Consider the following 15735-nt stretch of genomic DNA (forward strand, 5'->3'; position numbering starts at 1 on the left):
AGATGCCAACGACAGTTCAGCCCCAGCCCAATCAGAAGGCTTTTGAGCTGAAGATCGAGCCAGGCTCGGAGGGCGTCTTCCGTCTCATCGCCGTGCCTCCGATCACGCTCGACCTCAAGCTGGCCTCCTTTCAGGGGAGCGGACGCACGTACAAGATCAAGATGGTGGGCACGCACCAGAACCTGCCAGAAGGCACGACATGTCGTGTCATCGTGAAGGCGAACGCCTTCGGTAAGCCGCGGCCGTCGGATGTCAGCAGCGTTCCCATGCAGCTCGAAGGTAACCGCTGCTCGATCGAACTGGAGGTGGATGCCATCGAGTCGGGCTTCTTTGGCACGGGAACGGTCGACCTGAGCGTTATTCCGGACTTTCCGTTCGCGACGGAGTGGCCGGTGGGGGGGGCCGTGGCGCGGTTCGACAATCCGCTGGAGTTCAGTCCGCTGAACCCCACGGACGGGAAGTCCCTCGAGGTCCTATTGGGGCAGGAGATCGAGCTCAAGCCGAAGGTCAGCAGCAGGTTCAAGGACACTGTGCTCAAGCTTTCTGTCTTCAAGACGGGACAGTCGGATTCGACCTATACCGTCTTCGAATGGGACGCTGACGATCACGACGATAGCAAGAGCTGGCGCGCGGGCTGTGCGGAAAGCGACGGGAGGTTCCTGCTAACCTATCTTGACGTGAACCAGAAGCTCTACACCTATACTCTCCGGCTCGAGATCATCGACGAGAAGGATGGAAAGAAGGAGAAGTACCTCGTTTGGGAGAAAGCCAAGGCCATCTCGTTCCCAAAACCGGAGCTGGAAGGCTTCGACATCTCCCAGATGGGAAATGTGGTGGGGGATGTGGTCGCGAAGGTGAAGAACCTGGCTCCGGGCTTCTCTCTGCCGCTCGAGCTTTCGCTCTGGGTACACCAGCCACTCGCTCCCGACGCGCCGGTCCATGTGATGAATCCCGTCACACGGCCGACCGAGGCGGAGGCGTCCAAATCGAATTGGTTCCTGGAGTTGTTCAACTCCGACCTCACCTTGAGGGATGAGAGCCAGAAGCTCTTCGCTCTGTTGAGGATCCCCAAGACGCTGACGGGGAGCGAGACCTATGTGCCCGTCAGCGCGGTTCTGGATTACGACGAAAAGAATTTTTTTCCCTTCGACGACGACGAGCTCTGGCTCGAGCCCCCCACTCCTGGGAAGGGGAAGAAGGTGTCGAAGACGCAGAAGTCGCCGAAGGAGCTGGCAACCGCCATCGCTTCCATGGAGCTGAAGCTGCGTCCGTCGCGGACTCCCCATTTCGGAGAGGTGACTGCTGGCGTGCAAGGCAACCAGCTGCGCCTTGCCTTCAAGCTCGTGGGAGATATCCAGTACTGGAAGGACGCGGCCCCCTCCTTCTCCATCTACGACGAGCTGGGTGAGAAGGAACTCGTGAAGCTCAAGGTGAAGCCCTCGGCCAACAACCCCAGGATTCATGAAGCGCTCGTTCCCCTGGCGGACAAGCAACTCCTTGGTCAGAAGGTGAGTATCCGGGGGAAGCTCACCAAGCCCGAAGCAAAGCTGTGGGGGGACACAGTCGCGCCTCCTGAGATGGCGCCCTTCCCCTATGAGTGTGTTCCCAAGCTCAGCGATGTGAGGATGAACGTCGTCAAGCTCACGGAGGAGACGTCATATATTCAGGCGAAGTGCCGTGCTCAGCACATTCCCAATGGGAAGGGCGATGGCACCGCGATCGCTTTTCGTGCCTACGAAATCATGACGGGGCTTGATGAGCCCATTCTGCTGACAGCCGTGAGGTTCTGGTACGACATTCCCAAGAACAAGAGCAAGGGAGGGCTGAGTGATCCCCAAGGTCAGTTCTCGGCTCGCATCAAAAGCACTGACGCTGTCCAGAGGCTCCTGGGCAAGGGGAAGTTCCGCTTGGATGCCTATGTTCTGGATAACAAAGGAAAGGCCTTGAATGTGGAGGTTGAAAAGGCCTCTCTGTTCATCGGCGATGAGCCGCGCAATGTCGCCGGTACGCTGTTGTTCGGGAAATTGGTTTCGCCGGAGTTCCGAATGAAGGTGAAGGCCATATGCGCCGATCTGGAAATCAGTGCAGATGACCTGATGGTGTGCATGGCCCACGAAACGGACTATACCTTCAGTGCCAGCAAGCGGGCCTATAACAACAAGAATGCGGTGGGTCTCATCCAATTCACGCCAGTCGCCGTGAAGGATCTCAACCGGAATGAGGAAGATCCTGAACGGAAGAAGAAGCCGCTAACATTGGACGAATTGGCTGGGATGTCCGAGCTCACGCAGCTCGATTGGGTCCAGAAGTACTTCCGGTTGCGTATCAATGCATTCGGGCCTCTCAAGACGCTCGAGGATCTCTACGCGAGCATTCTTTGTCCCTCGGCTGTCCACCAGCCGGACACATTCAAGTGTTTCTTTGCTGGATCCGCCGAATACGCCCGGAACGCCTCACTGGATAAGGGCCCCGATGGGCAACCCAAGGGCTACATCTCCAAGGCAGACATGTCCGCGCCCGTGCTGATGAAGCGCATCAAAGGCAAAGAAGAGCGAGAATGAGCAGGCTGTCGAAGGGTGTACGTTTCGGCGTGATGCCTCCGTGCGTCAGGGCGGAGCGTGGGAGCGTGCCGCCAGTCTCCTCAAGCCCACGGAGCTCGGCGTGGGTGGGGGGTCGTCCGGCTGCGTGCCCGGCACGCACCCAAATCCCTCGCTTCCGCCACCTCTCGCTATACTCGGGGGCATGTTCTTCGTTCGAAGCAGGCTCGTGGCCTCCGCACTGGTGCTGACGCTCGGGCTGCCCGCCGCTGCAGAGTCCCCCCGCGCCCCGGATGCCCCCGCGCGGGCTCCCTCGGGTCTCTACGGTCACCGGTATGCCTTCGTCGCCGGGGGCGTGTTGCTCCTCGGGGGCGCTGGTTTCGGCTACCTCGCCCAGGGGGAGTCGAATCGCGCTCGGACCCTCTCCTCGGCGCGCGAGTCCACCGCCGCGCTCGATCGGGCCCGCGCCCATGCCGCCACCGCCAACGTGCTCTACGCCGTGGCGGGGGTCACGGTCGTCTATGGGCTCGTGCTGGAGTTGCTCCCGGAGCCCGCGGCCGAGAAGGCAAGTCTCACGTTCCGCTTCTGAGTCAGAACAGGAGGAGGTCAGCCCCCGAGCGCGACCGGGGCCTTCATCCCGGGCAACTCGAGCTTCTCCACCTCGTCTGCCTTCGGGCCCAGGACGGGGATGATGAACCACGCCGTGTCCTTCAGGGTCGTCCGGTTTCGGAGGGAGGCCTCCGGCGTGAGGAGCATCGTCTGGCGTAAGCCGCCCTTGAGGTGGAACGTGACGGAGAGGGTGGCTGGCTCGCCGCGCGGCGCGACGTAGAAGGCCCACCGGTCACGTGTCTGCCCGGTGCGGACGAATGCCACGCCCTTCACCCGTACGTTGACGGTCTCCACGTCCAGGCGTTGTGCTCCGGGTGGCAGGTCCGGGAGCGGCGCGGGCGTGGAGAGATCGTACAGGCGCAGTGCCGAGCCGGCCGGCACGTCCAGCGGTGCGAAGGGCTCGGCGGCCGGTGAGGCGAGGTAGTGCCGGTAGCCTTGGGTCTGCCCCCAGTCCAACCGTGGGCTGCCCTTGAACGCCATCCGGCCGCTCCAGAACATGAAGTTGTGCTGCTCGAACTGCTCCGGCGCGTCCGTCTGGATGTTCATCCAGACAATCGCCTTCTCTGGGAGGAGCTTCGCCGCGGCGAGTCCCGCTTCCTTCGTGCTCGTCCGTTCGCCGACGTCGAGTTTGGCCGCGCGCATCTTCTGGTGTGCAAGCACGGTGCGCGGGACGAGGAAGTAGAGCGCGAACGCGCTGCACGCCACTCCGAGCCCGAGCGAGAGGTGTCGGCGGATGCGAGGGATGAGGAGCAGGACGCCCACGACGAGCACCAGTGCGAGCGTGAGACAGAGGCCCTCGAAGAGCCCGTAGTCGGTCCGGGTCTGGGCGAGCGCGTCCGGCAGCCGGGTGCGAAGGGGTTTGAGGAAGGCCAGCCTCGGGAGCAGGAAAGGGGTGGAGAGCGCGCCCACCACCGCGGCCGCGAGCACCGGGCGGCGGATGCTGTCCCGCAGGAGCAGCGCCAGCGCGCAGAACACCGCCGTCACTGCGCCCCAGCTCGTCGCCGGGACCTTCGCCGCCGCGAGCGAGAGGACGAGCCAGGTGGGCCACAGCCACAGCGCCACCGCGAGGAGCTCGAGCTCGCGGGTGCGCAGCGCTCGGTAGAGGAGCCAGAGCCCGGCGAGCAGCGACAGCGCCACCGGGAAGGGCTCCAGGGTGCGCATGTGGATCTCATTGAAGATCGCGTCGATCGGGCGGATCCACATGACGATGGACGGGTTGCTCCGGGCCTCGTCCGGGAACAGGTGGCTCCGGGTGACGTGTGACTCGATGGACCAGAGCTCGGGGTAGGCGTGCTGCGCGTAGAGCGACCATGGGAGCGCCACCGCGGCGGCGCATACGAGGAGGAGGGCGAGCTGACGTGGCTTGGGGCCGGGGGTGAGTCCGAGCAATCGGCCCGCGGTCAGCACCCCCGCCACGCCCACCGGTGTCAGGGCGAGCGCGCTCTTGCACAGGTAGCCGAGGCCCACGGCGATCCCCGCGAGCGCCGCGAGCCGGAGCGAGTCACGCCGGATGGACGCGACGAGCAGCACCATCGCCAGCGCGAGACAGCCCGCGAGCGTGGTGTCGGTCAGGTCCCCGAACATGAAGCCCTGGGTGAGCTCGTAGGTGAAGGGGAGGGTGAGCAGCGCGCAGGCGGCGAGTGTGGACCAGAAGCGCCCGGCGGCCGTGCGCATGAGGAAGAAGACGCCCAGCGCCGCGGACAGCATCCCGAGCACGGAGCCGAAGCGGGCCGCCCCCGTGCCGACCCCCACCAGGTGCATGCAGAGCGCCGCGAACCACAGGGAGCCCATGGGCTTGTGGAGCCAGAGCCCTCCGTTGATCCAGTCGTCAATGGCTGGGCCGTGGAACGGCTCGGCGTAGACGTGGGGTCGGAGCGGCGTCTCCATCAAGCCGCGCGAGACGACCAGGTGGATGGCCTCATCCCAGTTGTGGATGCCCGGATGATCCAGCCCGGGCAGGAGCGCGAGCATCCCCGTGAGGAGGATGGCGCTCACACAGAGGGCGTCTGGAATGTGCCGATGCCAGGGCGGCGGTGCGTCCATGGGTTCTTCGCATACTATCTCCCCCCTCACTTCGAGGGACTCTTCTCCATGCGCGTCCTCCTGAAATCCCTGGTGCCCGTCTGCGTCCTGGCGGCCGCCGGCTGCTTCATCTCCGAGAATGCCGGGCCGGGGCATGCCTGCTCGGACGACTCCGAGTGCCCCGATTCCTACCGCTGCGTGACGGTCTCCGCGGGCCAGGGCTCCTGCGAGGTGATGTATCCGCCTCGCCCGCAGGAGAGTGACGCGGGCACTCCTGATGCCGGGCCGGTGCCCACCTGGTGCCAGGACATCCGGCCCGTCCTCGCGGCCAGCTGCGTGTCCTCGTGCCATGGCGCGGACACGACGGGCAGTGGGTACTCGAACTTCCGGTTGGATATGTACGAGGCCAGTGGTGGGGTGCTTGGTGCCCGGGACATGGCCCCGCGCATCAAGGCCCGCGCTGTGGATCAACAGACGATGCCTCCCGCGGACGCGGGCGTCCCCGCTCCCTCGGAGGCCCAGCGGGAGCTCCTCACGCGCTGGATCGCTGGCGGTACTCCCCTCTGCTCCGATGGTGGTACTCCGTAGGGCACCCATGAACCGCATCCATCTGAGCCTGCTGGGCCTCTGCGCTGCCGCGGTCGCCGGCTGCACCATCGAGGCCCCCGACTTCTCCGGCAAGTCGTGCGAGTCCATCGCCGATTGCCCCAAGTCCTATACCTGTGTCGCGGCACGTCCGGGCGTGGGGCGCACCTGCGAGGTGCTCAACGCCCCCGGTGTCTCCGACCCCAACGATGGGCGGGTGCCCACCTGGTGCCAGGACATTCAACCCATCCTCGCGGCCAACTGCGTGTCTTCGTGCCATGGCGCGGACACGACAGGGAGCAATGGCCGGTCGGACTTCCGGTTGGACCTGTACGAGGCCGACGGGGGAGTGGCCGGAGCGAAGCTGATGGCGCCCCGCATCCATGCGCGCGTCGTCACCTACCGCGACATGCCACCCCCCCGGAGAGGTCTCCCCGAGCCCACGGAAGAAGAGCGCTTGCTCATCGACCGGTGGGCAGCCGGCGGTGCCCCTCTGTGCAATGACGGCGGGACCCCGGACTCGGGGACCTGAACCCGAGGGCAATACGGGGAAGTCCGCGAAATCCTTCCCGTTTTCAGCAGGCAGGCGCCCGAGCGTCCTGCATCCAGGTCGGTCCCCCTGTATCCGCTCACTCGCTCAGACAAGGCTGTGCAGCCGCAGGGCCGGCCACCAGTTTCCTGCCACACGCCGGGAGAGACCTCCCGGGTTGGGAACTGAAAGGAGCGGTCGACATGCGGAAGCTCATGATTGCGGTGGCGGCGGTGGCGGGGCTGGGTCTCGTGACGGGCTGCCAGCAGAAGAGCCAGGTCCAGTCGGAGCGCGAGGACGTGGCCGAGGCCCAGAGCGAGCTGGGGCAGGCGCAGCACAACGTGAACACCGAGGTCGCCGAGACGCGCCAGGATGCCCAGAAGGATGTGAACGAGGCGCAGCAGGACCTGAACGAGGAGCAGAAGGACCTGGCTCAGGCCGAGCAGGAGCAGGCCGCTGAGCAGCGTGACGAGGCCATTGGTGGGAGCGGCACGGCCAACTCCGACGCCAACGTCAAGGCCGAGGAGGTGAAGGGCACCATCAAGTCCGCGTCCGCCAGCAGCCTCTCGCTGATCGTCCCGGACAAGAACAACCAGGTGATGAGCTTCCAGGCGAATCAGCAGGTCCAGGTGACCCGGGACGACAAGCCGGTGTCCCTGTCCGACCTGAAGCCCGGTGACGAGGTCCGTGCCTCCTACCAGACGGATGCTAACGGCCAGATGGTCCTGCGCAGCATCGACGTGACGAAGCAGAGCGCGCAGCACCCGGGCAAGCAGAAGAAGTAATCCCGCGCACGTCGTGGGGACGCGGCCTCCGCCTCCGGGCGGGGGCCGTTGCTTTATGACAGGGGCTCTGTCGGAACGCTTGTGATGGCGCGGCGGAGGCCCGAGACTGGTGTCATGGCTCTGACGACGCGTGACGTGCTCGAGCTTCACAAGCGCTGGTGCATTGCGGATGGGCACGCGGACTCGTTGATGTGGAACAGGGATCTCTGCGAGCGCTCCGACGAGGGCCACGTGGACTTCCCCCGCCTGCTCGAGGTGGGGGTGAAGTTGCAGTGCTTCACCGTGGTGACCCGCGGCTTTCCCTTCATCGGAGGCTTCGAGGCCTTCGCCACCCTGCGGGGCTGGCCCCGGGAGGCCCGCGCCAACGAGTGGACGCGCGCCCTGTGGCAGGTGGACCGGCTGGCCGAGTTCTGCCGCCGCTCCAACGAGCAGGTGCGTATCACCACCACGGGGAAGGCGCTGGAGGAGAACCTCGCCGAGGGACGGCTGTCGGCGGTGATTGGCATCGAGGGTGCTCACGCCATCGAGGGTCGGGTGGAGCGCGTGGCCGAGCTGTACCAGCGGGGCGTGCGCTTCATGGGCCTCACCCACTTGTCCAACAATGAGGCGGGAGGCTCCTCCTTCCCGTTGATGGGCAACCGGCCCCTGTCTCCGCTGGGCCAGGCGGTGCTGGAGGAGATGGCCCGAGTGGGCATGAGTGTGGACGTGGCCCATGCCTCGGAGCGGACGCTGGAGGACATCTTGGCGCACCCCACTGCGCGCATCTTCTCCTCGCACACGGGCGTGCGCGGGGCGGGCGGTGGCTGGCGCAACCTCTCGGACGAGGTGCTGCGCCGCATCGCGGACAGGGGCGGGGTGGTGGGCATCATCTTCGCCCCCGTGTACCTGGGCGGAGATGCCATCGACGATGTCGTCCGGCACATCGAGCACGCACTGAACGTGATGGGCGAGGCGGGCGTGGGGCTCGGCTCGGACTACGACGGCATGGTGGCCATGCCCAAGGGCATCCGCGACGTGACGGACCTGCCCAAGCTCACCGAGGTGCTGCTGCGCCGTCACCCGGAGGCGCTCGTGGAGCGCATCCTCGGGGACAACTTCCGAAGGTACTTCCGCGAGACGCTCGGGGCGTGACATGGGTTGACCGGACTCGCGGCGCCTGGAATCGTCGGCGCCGTGATGAACCGCCCCCCCATCCTGTTCTCGTTGCTGATCGGCTCCCTCCTGCTCTCCGCTTGTGGCACCAAGGCGGGTGACTCGTGCGAGGGAGCGGGCTACATGTGCGCCTCGGAGGAGGCGGCCCTCGAGTGCCGCGATAAGGTGTGGCGCGAGCTGCCCTGCAGGGGCGCCTCGGGGTGCAATGAGTCCGGTGATTCCATCACCTGCGACATGCGCGGCAACGTCGCGGGGGATGCGTGCGCGGCGTCCGCCGAGGGCCGTGGCCTGTGCACGGCCGATGGCAAGGCCATCCTGGAGTGCCGCATGGGCGTCCTGGTGCAGTCCAGGACGTGCACCACGTGCACCGAGAGCGGCGGCTTCGCCAACTGCCAGCCGTGAGCTGACTCCAGGCGGGCTGCTCGCGGGGACCTACTCCAGCACGGTGGCCCCCTGGTCCACCCCGAGCACCTGTCGCCACACCTCTAGCTTCTCCGGAGACGAGACGGTGAGCTGCTCTCCGGGGAAGTTCTCGCCATCGGCTTTCAGGACGCCCCCGCGGGCGTAGTGGTTCTCCCGCTGCACGAGCCCTGGGCGGAAGCGCTCGGCCCCCAGCCGGAGGAGGAGCGGTTGTGTGCCTCCTCGCAGGAAGTTGTTCCTGACCTCGAGTCCGGTGACCACCCCGCCATCGGCGGCCAGCATCAGCCCGTAGCTGGCCGTGTTCTCGAGGATGTTGTCTGTCACCTTCACGTTCTTGGCGCCCGCGATGCGGATGCCGTGTCCGTTGCCCGCGGGGATGTTGCGGATGTCCCGGAAGTGATTGCCCTCGATCCGGACATTCTCAACGGGCGTGCTGCTGCTCAAGACGGAGACACCGCGGCCCGCTCGGGAGATGGAATTGCCCTGGATGAGGATCTCTCGGGCGGACGCGTGGATGAGCACTGCTTCCCCGGCCGACGAGCCGGCCGCGCGGATGGCCGTGTTGGGAAACCCGGAGATGACATTGTCTCGCACGGTGACACGCACGCACTGCTTGATGTCCACCCCATTCTCGCCCTCGTCGTGCAGCGTGTTGTCCTCGATGAGCACACTCTCGGCCGGGGCAGTACCTGCCTGACATTGGATGGAGTCACCCGAGTTGTGATGGATGTCATTGGACCGGATGACAATGTTCCGTGATGGCCCCACCACCACGACGCCATGGGCGTCATCTCCTGGCTTGATGAAGTGGTGGAGGGTGTTGTTTTGAAGGGTGATATCCCGCGCGCCTTCCACGTACACCCCCGCGCCAGAGGTCCCTCCATGAAGCTCGCTTCCGGACAGGATGGATTGGTTGGCGTTGGCGTCGAAGAGGACGGCGAACATCCGTGCGCCTCCCACGTCGATGTGCAGGTTCTCCAGGTTCCAGCGCCCCTGCACGCGGATGACTGCGCTTCGCACCTTGTCCTTCGGAACGAGGGTAGGGCGGGGCGAGCCTTCTCCGCGCAAGGTGATGGCGGCGACGCCCGAGCCTCGCGATTCGAGGACGAGCTCCTCCGAGTACACCCCGGGGAGCACCCGGATGACTTCGCCCGGCTTCGCGAGCGCCGCCGCTCGGCCGATGGTGCGCAACGGAGCAGCGAGCGTGCCCGCGCCGCCGTCCGAGCCCTTCGTGCTCACGTACCAGCTGCGGCCCGCGGGCACCGGGGGTGGGGGCGCGGGTGGCGTGGGCGCGGGAGTGGGAGGCGAGGGCTGGGGAGGAGAGGCTTCTGGTGGCGAGGCTTCCGGAGGTAATGGCTCCTCTGGGGCGGGCTGCAGCACCTGCGGGGCCTGATCATCGGCGGGCCTGTCCGTGGCGGGCAGCTCCGGCTCACAGGCGAGCAAGAGCAGGCAGGTGAACAGTCCACACGTCCCCTTGAGGCTTCCCTCGCGACCCGATCCTCGCGTCACCCTGTGCCCCTCCCTGTCCGACCCTTATCGAAGCGCCGAAGGTCGTCACGAGGTTCGCCGGCATCAAGGGGGCTGCCCTGCGGTGAGGTGCGCATGAAGCGCACCTGCTTCACATTGCAACACATCAGGGAAATACCCTCACCCTCGCCCTCTCCCAGAGGGAGAGGGGACATCCACGGGCTCTCGGACTTTGTCCAAGGTGTTCGTGGATGCTCCTCTTCGAGCTTGGGTGGAGGCTCAGAGGCTCGACAGGAAGCTGTCGAGCACCGCGTTGAACTTCTCCGGCTGCTCCAGGTTGGTCAGGTGGGCCGCGTCCGGAATCACCTCCAGCCGAGCGCCAGAGATGAGGTCCGCTATCTGCTTCGCCTTTTCCAGGGGCGTCACCGGATCCTTCTCGCCCACCACCACCAGCGCGGGCCCTGCGTAGCGCGCGAGGATGTCCTTGCTGTCCGGCCGCAGCGCCATGCCCCGCTGGGCCGCCGCGATCCCCCCGGGCGTGGCCGTCCGGATGAGTGCCGCCACCTCGCGCCCCACCTCCGAGTCCGGTCCCTCCGCCACCAGCTTCGGCAGCAGCGCTCGTACTGACGCCTCGGGACCTTCCCTCAGTGCCTCCTGGGCCGAGGTCTCCCGCCTTGCGCGACCCGCCTCGTCATCCGCTGTGGCCTGCGTGTCCACCAGCACCAGTCCTCGCACGCGCCCCGCGTCCTCCCGCAGCAGCGCCATGCTGGCGTACCCCCCCATGGACACCCCGCCCACCACCGCCGACTCCACCTTCAGCGCATCCAGCAGCGCCAGCGCGTCCTGGGCGATGCGCGACATCTCCGTGGGGCCCTCGCCCATACCGCTCTGCCCGAAGCCCCGGACGTCCGGGATGATGAAGCGGTAGCGCCCCGACAGCGCCTTCACCTGCTTCGCGTAGGCGTCCCCATTCAACGGGAACGCGTGGAACAGCAGCACCGGCAGCCCGCGGCCTTCGTCGCGGTAGTGCAGGGGTACACCCTCAATGGTGATGGTGGGCATGGGCTCCTCCAGGGTCTCAAATCCACTGCTTGTTCTTGAACCAGAACAACAAGGACACGGGCAGCCCGATCACCGATACCAACATCAACCAGAAGAAGCCCGAGTGCGACAGGAGGTCGAAGTTCTGTCCGAAAAAGCCCGTGATGAAGGACAGGGGCAGGAAGATGGTGGAGAAGATGGTGAGCTGCTTGGTGATGTCGTTGGTCCGGTTGGCCACCATCGACAGGTAGCCGTCCATCACGTTGCCCAACAAGTCCCGCCCCGCGTCGATCTGCTCGTACAGCCGCACCAGGTGATCGTAGATGTCGCGGAAGTACAGCGCCGTGCGCTCGCCCACGTTGGGGATGCCGCGCCTGGCCAGCAGGCCCAGCACGTCCCGCTGCGGTGACAGCACCCGCCGCAGCGTCACCAGCGTCCGCTTCATCTCGAAGACGCGCTGCAACTGCTCCGGCTGGGGATTCTCGAAGACCAACGACTCCAGATCCTCCAGCTCGTCGTTGAAGCGATCCAGGATGGGGAAGTTCCGGTCCACCAGCGCGTCCGCCAGCAGGTACAGCAGGAAGTCCAACCCACGCCCCATCATCGTCTGCGGATCGATCAGCACTCGCTGACGCACTGCCTCCATCCCCTCGAAGGGCAGCTCGTGCACGCTGATGAGCCAGTCCGGCGCCAGGAAGAAGTGGTGCTCATGCAGCGTCAGCTCACAGACGTTCCCGTCCTTCGAGGTGAATCCTTGCAGTACGAGAAAATGGTGATTGGGGTACTCCTCCAGCTTGGGTCGCTGGTCCAGGTGGAGGCAGTCCTCGATGGCCAGCTTGTGCAGGCCGTAGCGATCTCCGAGCCGTTTCATCACGTCTTCCGTCGGCTGGACGACGTCGATCCACTTGGGGCCGGGTTGGTCGAGAAGCTCCTCACCGCCGGTGAGGACCTTGCCTTCGTTCAGGAGCAGAACCTGGAGCATGCGCGCGCGTGCTTAATCCGCACGCCCCACGAAAGTCGAGCACCCGCCCCCCGGGGAAAGTGCCAGGATCCACACGCTCTGGGAGTTGAAGTCCGCGACGCGCCTCGTGAGAGTCGTTAGAGTGGGCGCGCCGTGGATTCCGCGACTCCTTCACCCATTCTCTCTCCCAGGCTCGAAGAGCTGCTCCAATCCCTGTCCGATCGCTCCTTCTCCGAGCGACTGCGCAAGGTCTACGGCGCCGCGAGCCAGGCCATCACCCGCCTGAGCGATCTGGATTTGTTGAAGTACGAAACAGCTCACGTGGACGAGAGCCCGGACCTATCGCTCTGGGAGGAGATGGCCCCCGTCATCCGGGACACGGTGGTGGACGTCAACGGGCTGCTCAACGTCATCCGCGAGCAGTTCTCCGCGCGCCCGGTGGGAGCCGCGCCGGCGGCCCCCGGGGCGCTCCTGGCGGCTACCGTGGAGGCACGGCGGGCCAAGGACGCCTCCGAGCTCCTCCAGGGGTGGATGCAGCAGCTCGCCCACGGCGTCACCCAGCTCGGCGAGACGATGCGCAACCCCGCGGTCGTGTCGGACCGGTGGACGCTGCTGGCGGAGATCCAACGGCTGCGCGAGCGCTTCCGCGAGCAGATTGGCAACCTCGTCTTCGAGTCCGCCAGTGCCTTCGGGCCAGTGACGCGGCAGCAGGTGGTGCCGGGCCACGAGGCCGAGGTGAAGGCGGCGGTGATGGTGCGGGCCATCGTGGCGGATCTGTCGCGCATCGTCTCGGCGCGGCTGTCCAAGGTGCGCGAGGCCGAGCCCGAGGACGTGCAGTGGAACGCCCAGCAGCTCCAGACGGAGCTGGATGCCTTCGGGCGCACCGCCGCGTACAAGCACCTACGCGCGCAGGACAAGCGGCACATCATCGAGCTGCGGGGTAGGGTGGGGAAGCTGGCCATCCAGGACGCCCCTCGCAAGCAGGAGGTGTTGTCGCTGGTGGAGGAGCTGGACTCCTTCGTGCGCTCGCTCTCCAGCGTGAACCAGCGGCAGGTGCTCCTCGCCCATGACCGCGAGGTGTGGGCGGGCTGCGGCGTGCGGCTCGAGCGGGCCCTGGGGCTGAAGAGCACGGATCCCACGGGGGCCGCGAGGGCTCTGGCCGAGGCTGCTGCCAGCGCCCAGTCCCTCTACGGGCGCGATCCCCGGCTCGATGGCTTCTTGCGCAAGGCGCGAAAGCTCCCGCTCGCCCAGCTCTCCGGCGCCGAGCTGGACTCCTTCATCAGTACGCTCCAGTCCCTGCTGGCCGGACTGGACATGATGTGAGTGCCGGGTGCGCGAGCACCAAGGTGTTTGCATCTCAAACCATTGAAGGGTATACATTCGGCTGTATACATGTGGCTGTGTGTCGCCGGACACTCTCTGTATGAGAGTGGGGTGGGCTGTCATGAATCAGGACACCTCTGTCCCATATGAGGACACCTCCTGCGCATGCCCTGAAAGCCTTTGGAACCAGAAGGTTTTCCTTTGAACATGTAAACTTCCATTACATCCGGAAACATGTGGGTTGCGACATCCGCGCTCCATCCGACATGGAGAGGAATTCCTAAAGGCTCATATTCTCGGGATTTGCGAAGTTGGCGCGGTTCCTGCTCAGTCGTTCTGCGTCCACCGGCAACCCGCCGTTGGCCAGGAGGAACCCCCCTTGGTTCGCACCCGCTTCCTTGCTGCCGCACTGCTCGCCCTTCCCCTTGCCGCCTGCGAGACCGACAACTCGCAGCTGCCCGAAGGCGCCCAGAAGTACGACGAGGCCGCTGACTCCCTCGGTGACGTGCAGGCCGCGCTGGCGGCGCTGCCCTCCGCCCGCATCGTGGGCTCGCACGATGACGGTCTTCCCTTCATGATCGAGGGCCGGCTGAGCGGCGCCCAGAGCCTCGCCGCGGGCTCGTCGCTGTCGAACATCGCCGCGGTGTTCCGCCTGGAGTCCGCGGATCTCGTCACGAAGAGCATCCGCACGGACGAGCAGGGCAACACCCACATCCGCTACAGCCAGACGAAGAACGGGCTGCCGGTGATCGGTGGCGAGCTCATCGTCCACCAGGACATCGAAGGCGTCATCTACGCCGCCAACGGCTCGGCGCGTGGCGGCGAGCTGGTTCCCGCCAAGGCGCGCATCGACTCGAGCGCCGCGGGCATCGCCGCCCTGAACGCCACCACGGGCCGCCACCTGGAGATCGAGGGCGCGCCGCGCCTGGCGTACGTGCGCTCCAGCAAGGACAACAAGCTGAAGCTGATCTACGAGGTGGTGGTGACGGGCGAGGGCCTGGATCTGCCCATCCGGGATCACGTGTACGTGAGCGCGCAGGATGGCTCCATCGAGGGCGTCGCCACGGGCATCCACTCGGTGCTCAACCGCGCGGTGTACACGGCCAACAACGGCACCACGCTGCCGGGTACCCTCAAGCGCTCCGAGGGGGGCGCGGCCACCGGTGACACCCACATCGACGACAACTACGCTCACCTGGGCACCACCTACAACTGCTACAAGACCAACTTCAACCGCGACTCGTACAACAACGCGGGTGCGCAGCTGAAGAGCACGGTGCACTACAGCACCAGCTACACCAACGCCTTCTGGAACGGCACCCAGATGGTGTACGGCGACAGCGATGGCGTGCAGTCCGCGCCGCTGGGCAAGTCGCTGGACGTGACGGTGCACGAGCTGACCCACGCGGTGACCAGCTCCGAGTCCAACCTCACCTACTCCAACGAGTCCGGCGCGCTCAACGAGGGCATGAGCGACATCTTCGCCGCGTACTGCGAGGCGTGGACGAAGGGCTGGAACGTGGACGCGGCGGTGTGGAAGATCGGCGACGACGTGTGGACGCCGAACACCGCGGGTGACGCGCTCCGCTACATGAACAACCCGACGCAGGACGGCTCGTCCTACGACTACTACCCCGAGCGCTACACGGGCACCTCCGACAACGGCGGCGTGCACTCGAACTCCGGTATCGCCAACCTGGCCTTCTACCTGCTGAGCCAGGGCGGTACGCACCCGCGCGGCAAGACGACCACCGCGGTGACGGGCATCGGCGTGCAGAAGGCCGGCGCCATCTTCTACAAGGCGAACACGGACCTCTTCACGGCGTCCACCACCTTCGCCCAGGCGAAGACGTACACGGAGTCGGCCGCCGCGACGCTCTACGGCTCCGGCTCGGCCGAGCAGGCCGCGGTGACCAAGGCCTGGGAGGCGGTCGGCGTGGGCGTGCTCGCTCCGTCTACCCCGCTGACCAACGGCGTGGCGATCACCGGCATCTCGGGCGCCGCGAGCTCGGCGAAGTACTACTACCTGGACGTCCCGGCCGGCAGGGCGTCGTCCTTCGTCCTGAGCGGCGGCACGGGTGACGCGGACCTGTACGTGAAGGCGGGCTCGCAGCCGACCACGACCTCGTACGACTGCCGTCCGTACCTGAGCGGCAACAACGAGACGTGCAACGTCGCCGCGAAGACCGTGACCACCCGCATCCACGTGATGATCCGCGGCTACAGCTCCTACTCCAGCACCTCGATCAAGGGCACGTACTAGTCCCGAGCACGGTGAACGCGAGCTGAGCTGAACGGCCCCTG

The 15735-nt window shown here is 66.1% G+C and carries 13 protein-coding genes; 9 read left to right on the forward strand and 4 right to left on the reverse strand.

The window, feature by feature from the left end:
* The first annotated feature begins 2 nt into the window (after nt 1-2).
* Both F0U60_RS23170 and F0U60_RS23175 read left to right on the forward strand, forming a co-directional pair.
* Nucleotides 3-2561: a hypothetical protein gene (locus F0U60_RS23170; protein WP_395823390.1), complete on the forward strand. Its 2559-nt coding sequence runs from the start codon at nt 3-5 to the stop codon at nt 2559-2561.
* 181 nt (nt 2562-2742) lie between these two features.
* A complete protein-coding gene (locus F0U60_RS23175; RefSeq protein WP_395823392.1) occupies nt 2743-3126 on the forward strand; it encodes a hypothetical protein in 384 nt (127 codons plus the stop codon).
* Nucleotides 3127-3143: 17 nt separating this feature from the next.
* Here F0U60_RS23175 and F0U60_RS23180 read toward each other — a convergent pair whose 3' ends face one another.
* Nucleotides 3144-5189: an ArnT family glycosyltransferase gene (locus F0U60_RS23180; RefSeq protein WP_395823394.1), complete on the reverse strand. Its 2046-nt coding sequence runs from the start codon at nt 5187-5189 to the stop codon at nt 3144-3146.
* 48 nt (nt 5190-5237) lie between these two features.
* Between F0U60_RS23180 and F0U60_RS23185 the strand changes: the two genes are divergently transcribed.
* The 5 genes from F0U60_RS23185 (at nt 5238) to F0U60_RS23205 (ending at nt 8621) form a co-directional block, all read left to right on the forward strand.
* Nucleotides 5238-5756 (forward strand): hypothetical protein, encoded by a 519-nt coding sequence (locus F0U60_RS23185; protein ID WP_395823396.1) that lies wholly within the window; start codon nt 5238-5240, stop codon nt 5754-5756.
* Nucleotides 5757-5763: 7 nt separating this feature from the next.
* A complete protein-coding gene (locus F0U60_RS23190) occupies nt 5764-6285 on the forward strand; it encodes a hypothetical protein (protein WP_395823398.1) in 522 nt (173 codons plus the stop codon).
* A 200-nt stretch (nt 6286-6485) separates the two neighbouring features.
* Nucleotides 6486-7067 (forward strand): hypothetical protein, encoded by a 582-nt coding sequence (locus tag F0U60_RS23195; protein WP_395823400.1) that lies wholly within the window; start codon nt 6486-6488, stop codon nt 7065-7067.
* A 114-nt stretch (nt 7068-7181) separates the two neighbouring features.
* Complete coding sequence (locus F0U60_RS23200; protein WP_395823402.1) at nt 7182-8198, forward strand: dipeptidase; 1017 nt, start codon at nt 7182-7184, stop codon at nt 8196-8198.
* A gap of 45 nt (nt 8199-8243) precedes the next feature.
* Entirely contained in the window at nt 8244-8621 is a 378-nt protein-coding gene (locus F0U60_RS23205) for a hypothetical protein (RefSeq protein WP_395823404.1), read from the forward strand.
* Between the two features lie 30 nt (nt 8622-8651).
* Here the strand turns inward: F0U60_RS23205 and F0U60_RS23210 are convergent, their stop codons facing one another.
* From F0U60_RS23210 to corA, 3 genes are all read right to left on the reverse strand, one after another.
* The gene (locus F0U60_RS23210) at nt 8652-10148 is read right to left on the reverse strand and encodes a nitrous oxide reductase family maturation protein NosD (protein ID WP_395823406.1); all 1497 of its coding nucleotides are present in this window, start codon (nt 10146-10148) and stop codon (nt 8652-8654) included.
* A gap of 237 nt (nt 10149-10385) precedes the next feature.
* The gene (locus tag F0U60_RS23215) at nt 10386-11168 is read right to left on the reverse strand and encodes an alpha/beta fold hydrolase (protein ID WP_395823408.1); all 783 of its coding nucleotides are present in this window, start codon (nt 11166-11168) and stop codon (nt 10386-10388) included.
* 16 nt (nt 11169-11184) lie between these two features.
* Nucleotides 11185-12129, reverse strand: a complete 945-nt coding sequence (corA, locus tag F0U60_RS23220) for a magnesium/cobalt transporter CorA (RefSeq protein WP_395823410.1) — start codon at nt 12127-12129, stop codon at nt 11185-11187.
* 132 nt (nt 12130-12261) lie between these two features.
* Here corA and F0U60_RS23225 point away from each other — a divergent pair, with 132 nt between their 5' ends.
* Both F0U60_RS23225 and F0U60_RS23230 read left to right on the forward strand, forming a co-directional pair.
* The gene (locus F0U60_RS23225; RefSeq protein WP_395823412.1) at nt 12262-13431 is read left to right on the forward strand and encodes a hypothetical protein; all 1170 of its coding nucleotides are present in this window, start codon (nt 12262-12264) and stop codon (nt 13429-13431) included.
* A gap of 379 nt (nt 13432-13810) precedes the next feature.
* Nucleotides 13811-15694, forward strand: coding sequence for a M4 family metallopeptidase (locus tag F0U60_RS23230; protein ID WP_395823414.1), 1884 nt, complete (start codon nt 13811-13813; stop codon nt 15692-15694).
* The last annotated feature ends 41 nt before the right edge of the window (nt 15695-15735 follow it).

This window comes from Archangium minus (genome assembly GCF_044360475.1).
GTDB classification, from domain to species: domain Bacteria; phylum Myxococcota; class Myxococcia; order Myxococcales; family Myxococcaceae; genus Archangium; species Archangium minus.

Coding starts and splice junctions, on each gene's coding strand:
- F0U60_RS23170 (WP_395823390.1), top strand. CDS start 3: ATGCCAACGACAGTTCAGCCCCAGCCCAATCAGAAGGCTTTTGAGCTG.
- F0U60_RS23175 (WP_395823392.1), top strand. CDS start 2,743: ATGTTCTTCGTTCGAAGCAGGCTCGTGGCCTCCGCACTGGTGCTGACG.
- F0U60_RS23180 (WP_395823394.1), bottom strand. CDS start 5,189: ATGGACGCACCGCCGCCCTGGCATCGGCACATTCCAGACGCCCTCTGT.
- F0U60_RS23185 (WP_395823396.1), top strand. CDS start 5,238: ATGCGCGTCCTCCTGAAATCCCTGGTGCCCGTCTGCGTCCTGGCGGCC.
- F0U60_RS23190 (WP_395823398.1), top strand. CDS start 5,764: ATGAACCGCATCCATCTGAGCCTGCTGGGCCTCTGCGCTGCCGCGGTC.
- F0U60_RS23195 (WP_395823400.1), top strand. CDS start 6,486: ATGCGGAAGCTCATGATTGCGGTGGCGGCGGTGGCGGGGCTGGGTCTC.
- F0U60_RS23200 (WP_395823402.1), top strand. CDS start 7,182: ATGGCTCTGACGACGCGTGACGTGCTCGAGCTTCACAAGCGCTGGTGC.
- F0U60_RS23205 (WP_395823404.1), top strand. CDS start 8,244: ATGAACCGCCCCCCCATCCTGTTCTCGTTGCTGATCGGCTCCCTCCTG.
- F0U60_RS23215 (WP_395823408.1), bottom strand. CDS start 11,168: ATGCCCACCATCACCATTGAGGGTGTACCCCTGCACTACCGCGACGAA.
- corA (WP_395823410.1), bottom strand. CDS start 12,129: ATGCTCCAGGTTCTGCTCCTGAACGAAGGCAAGGTCCTCACCGGCGGT.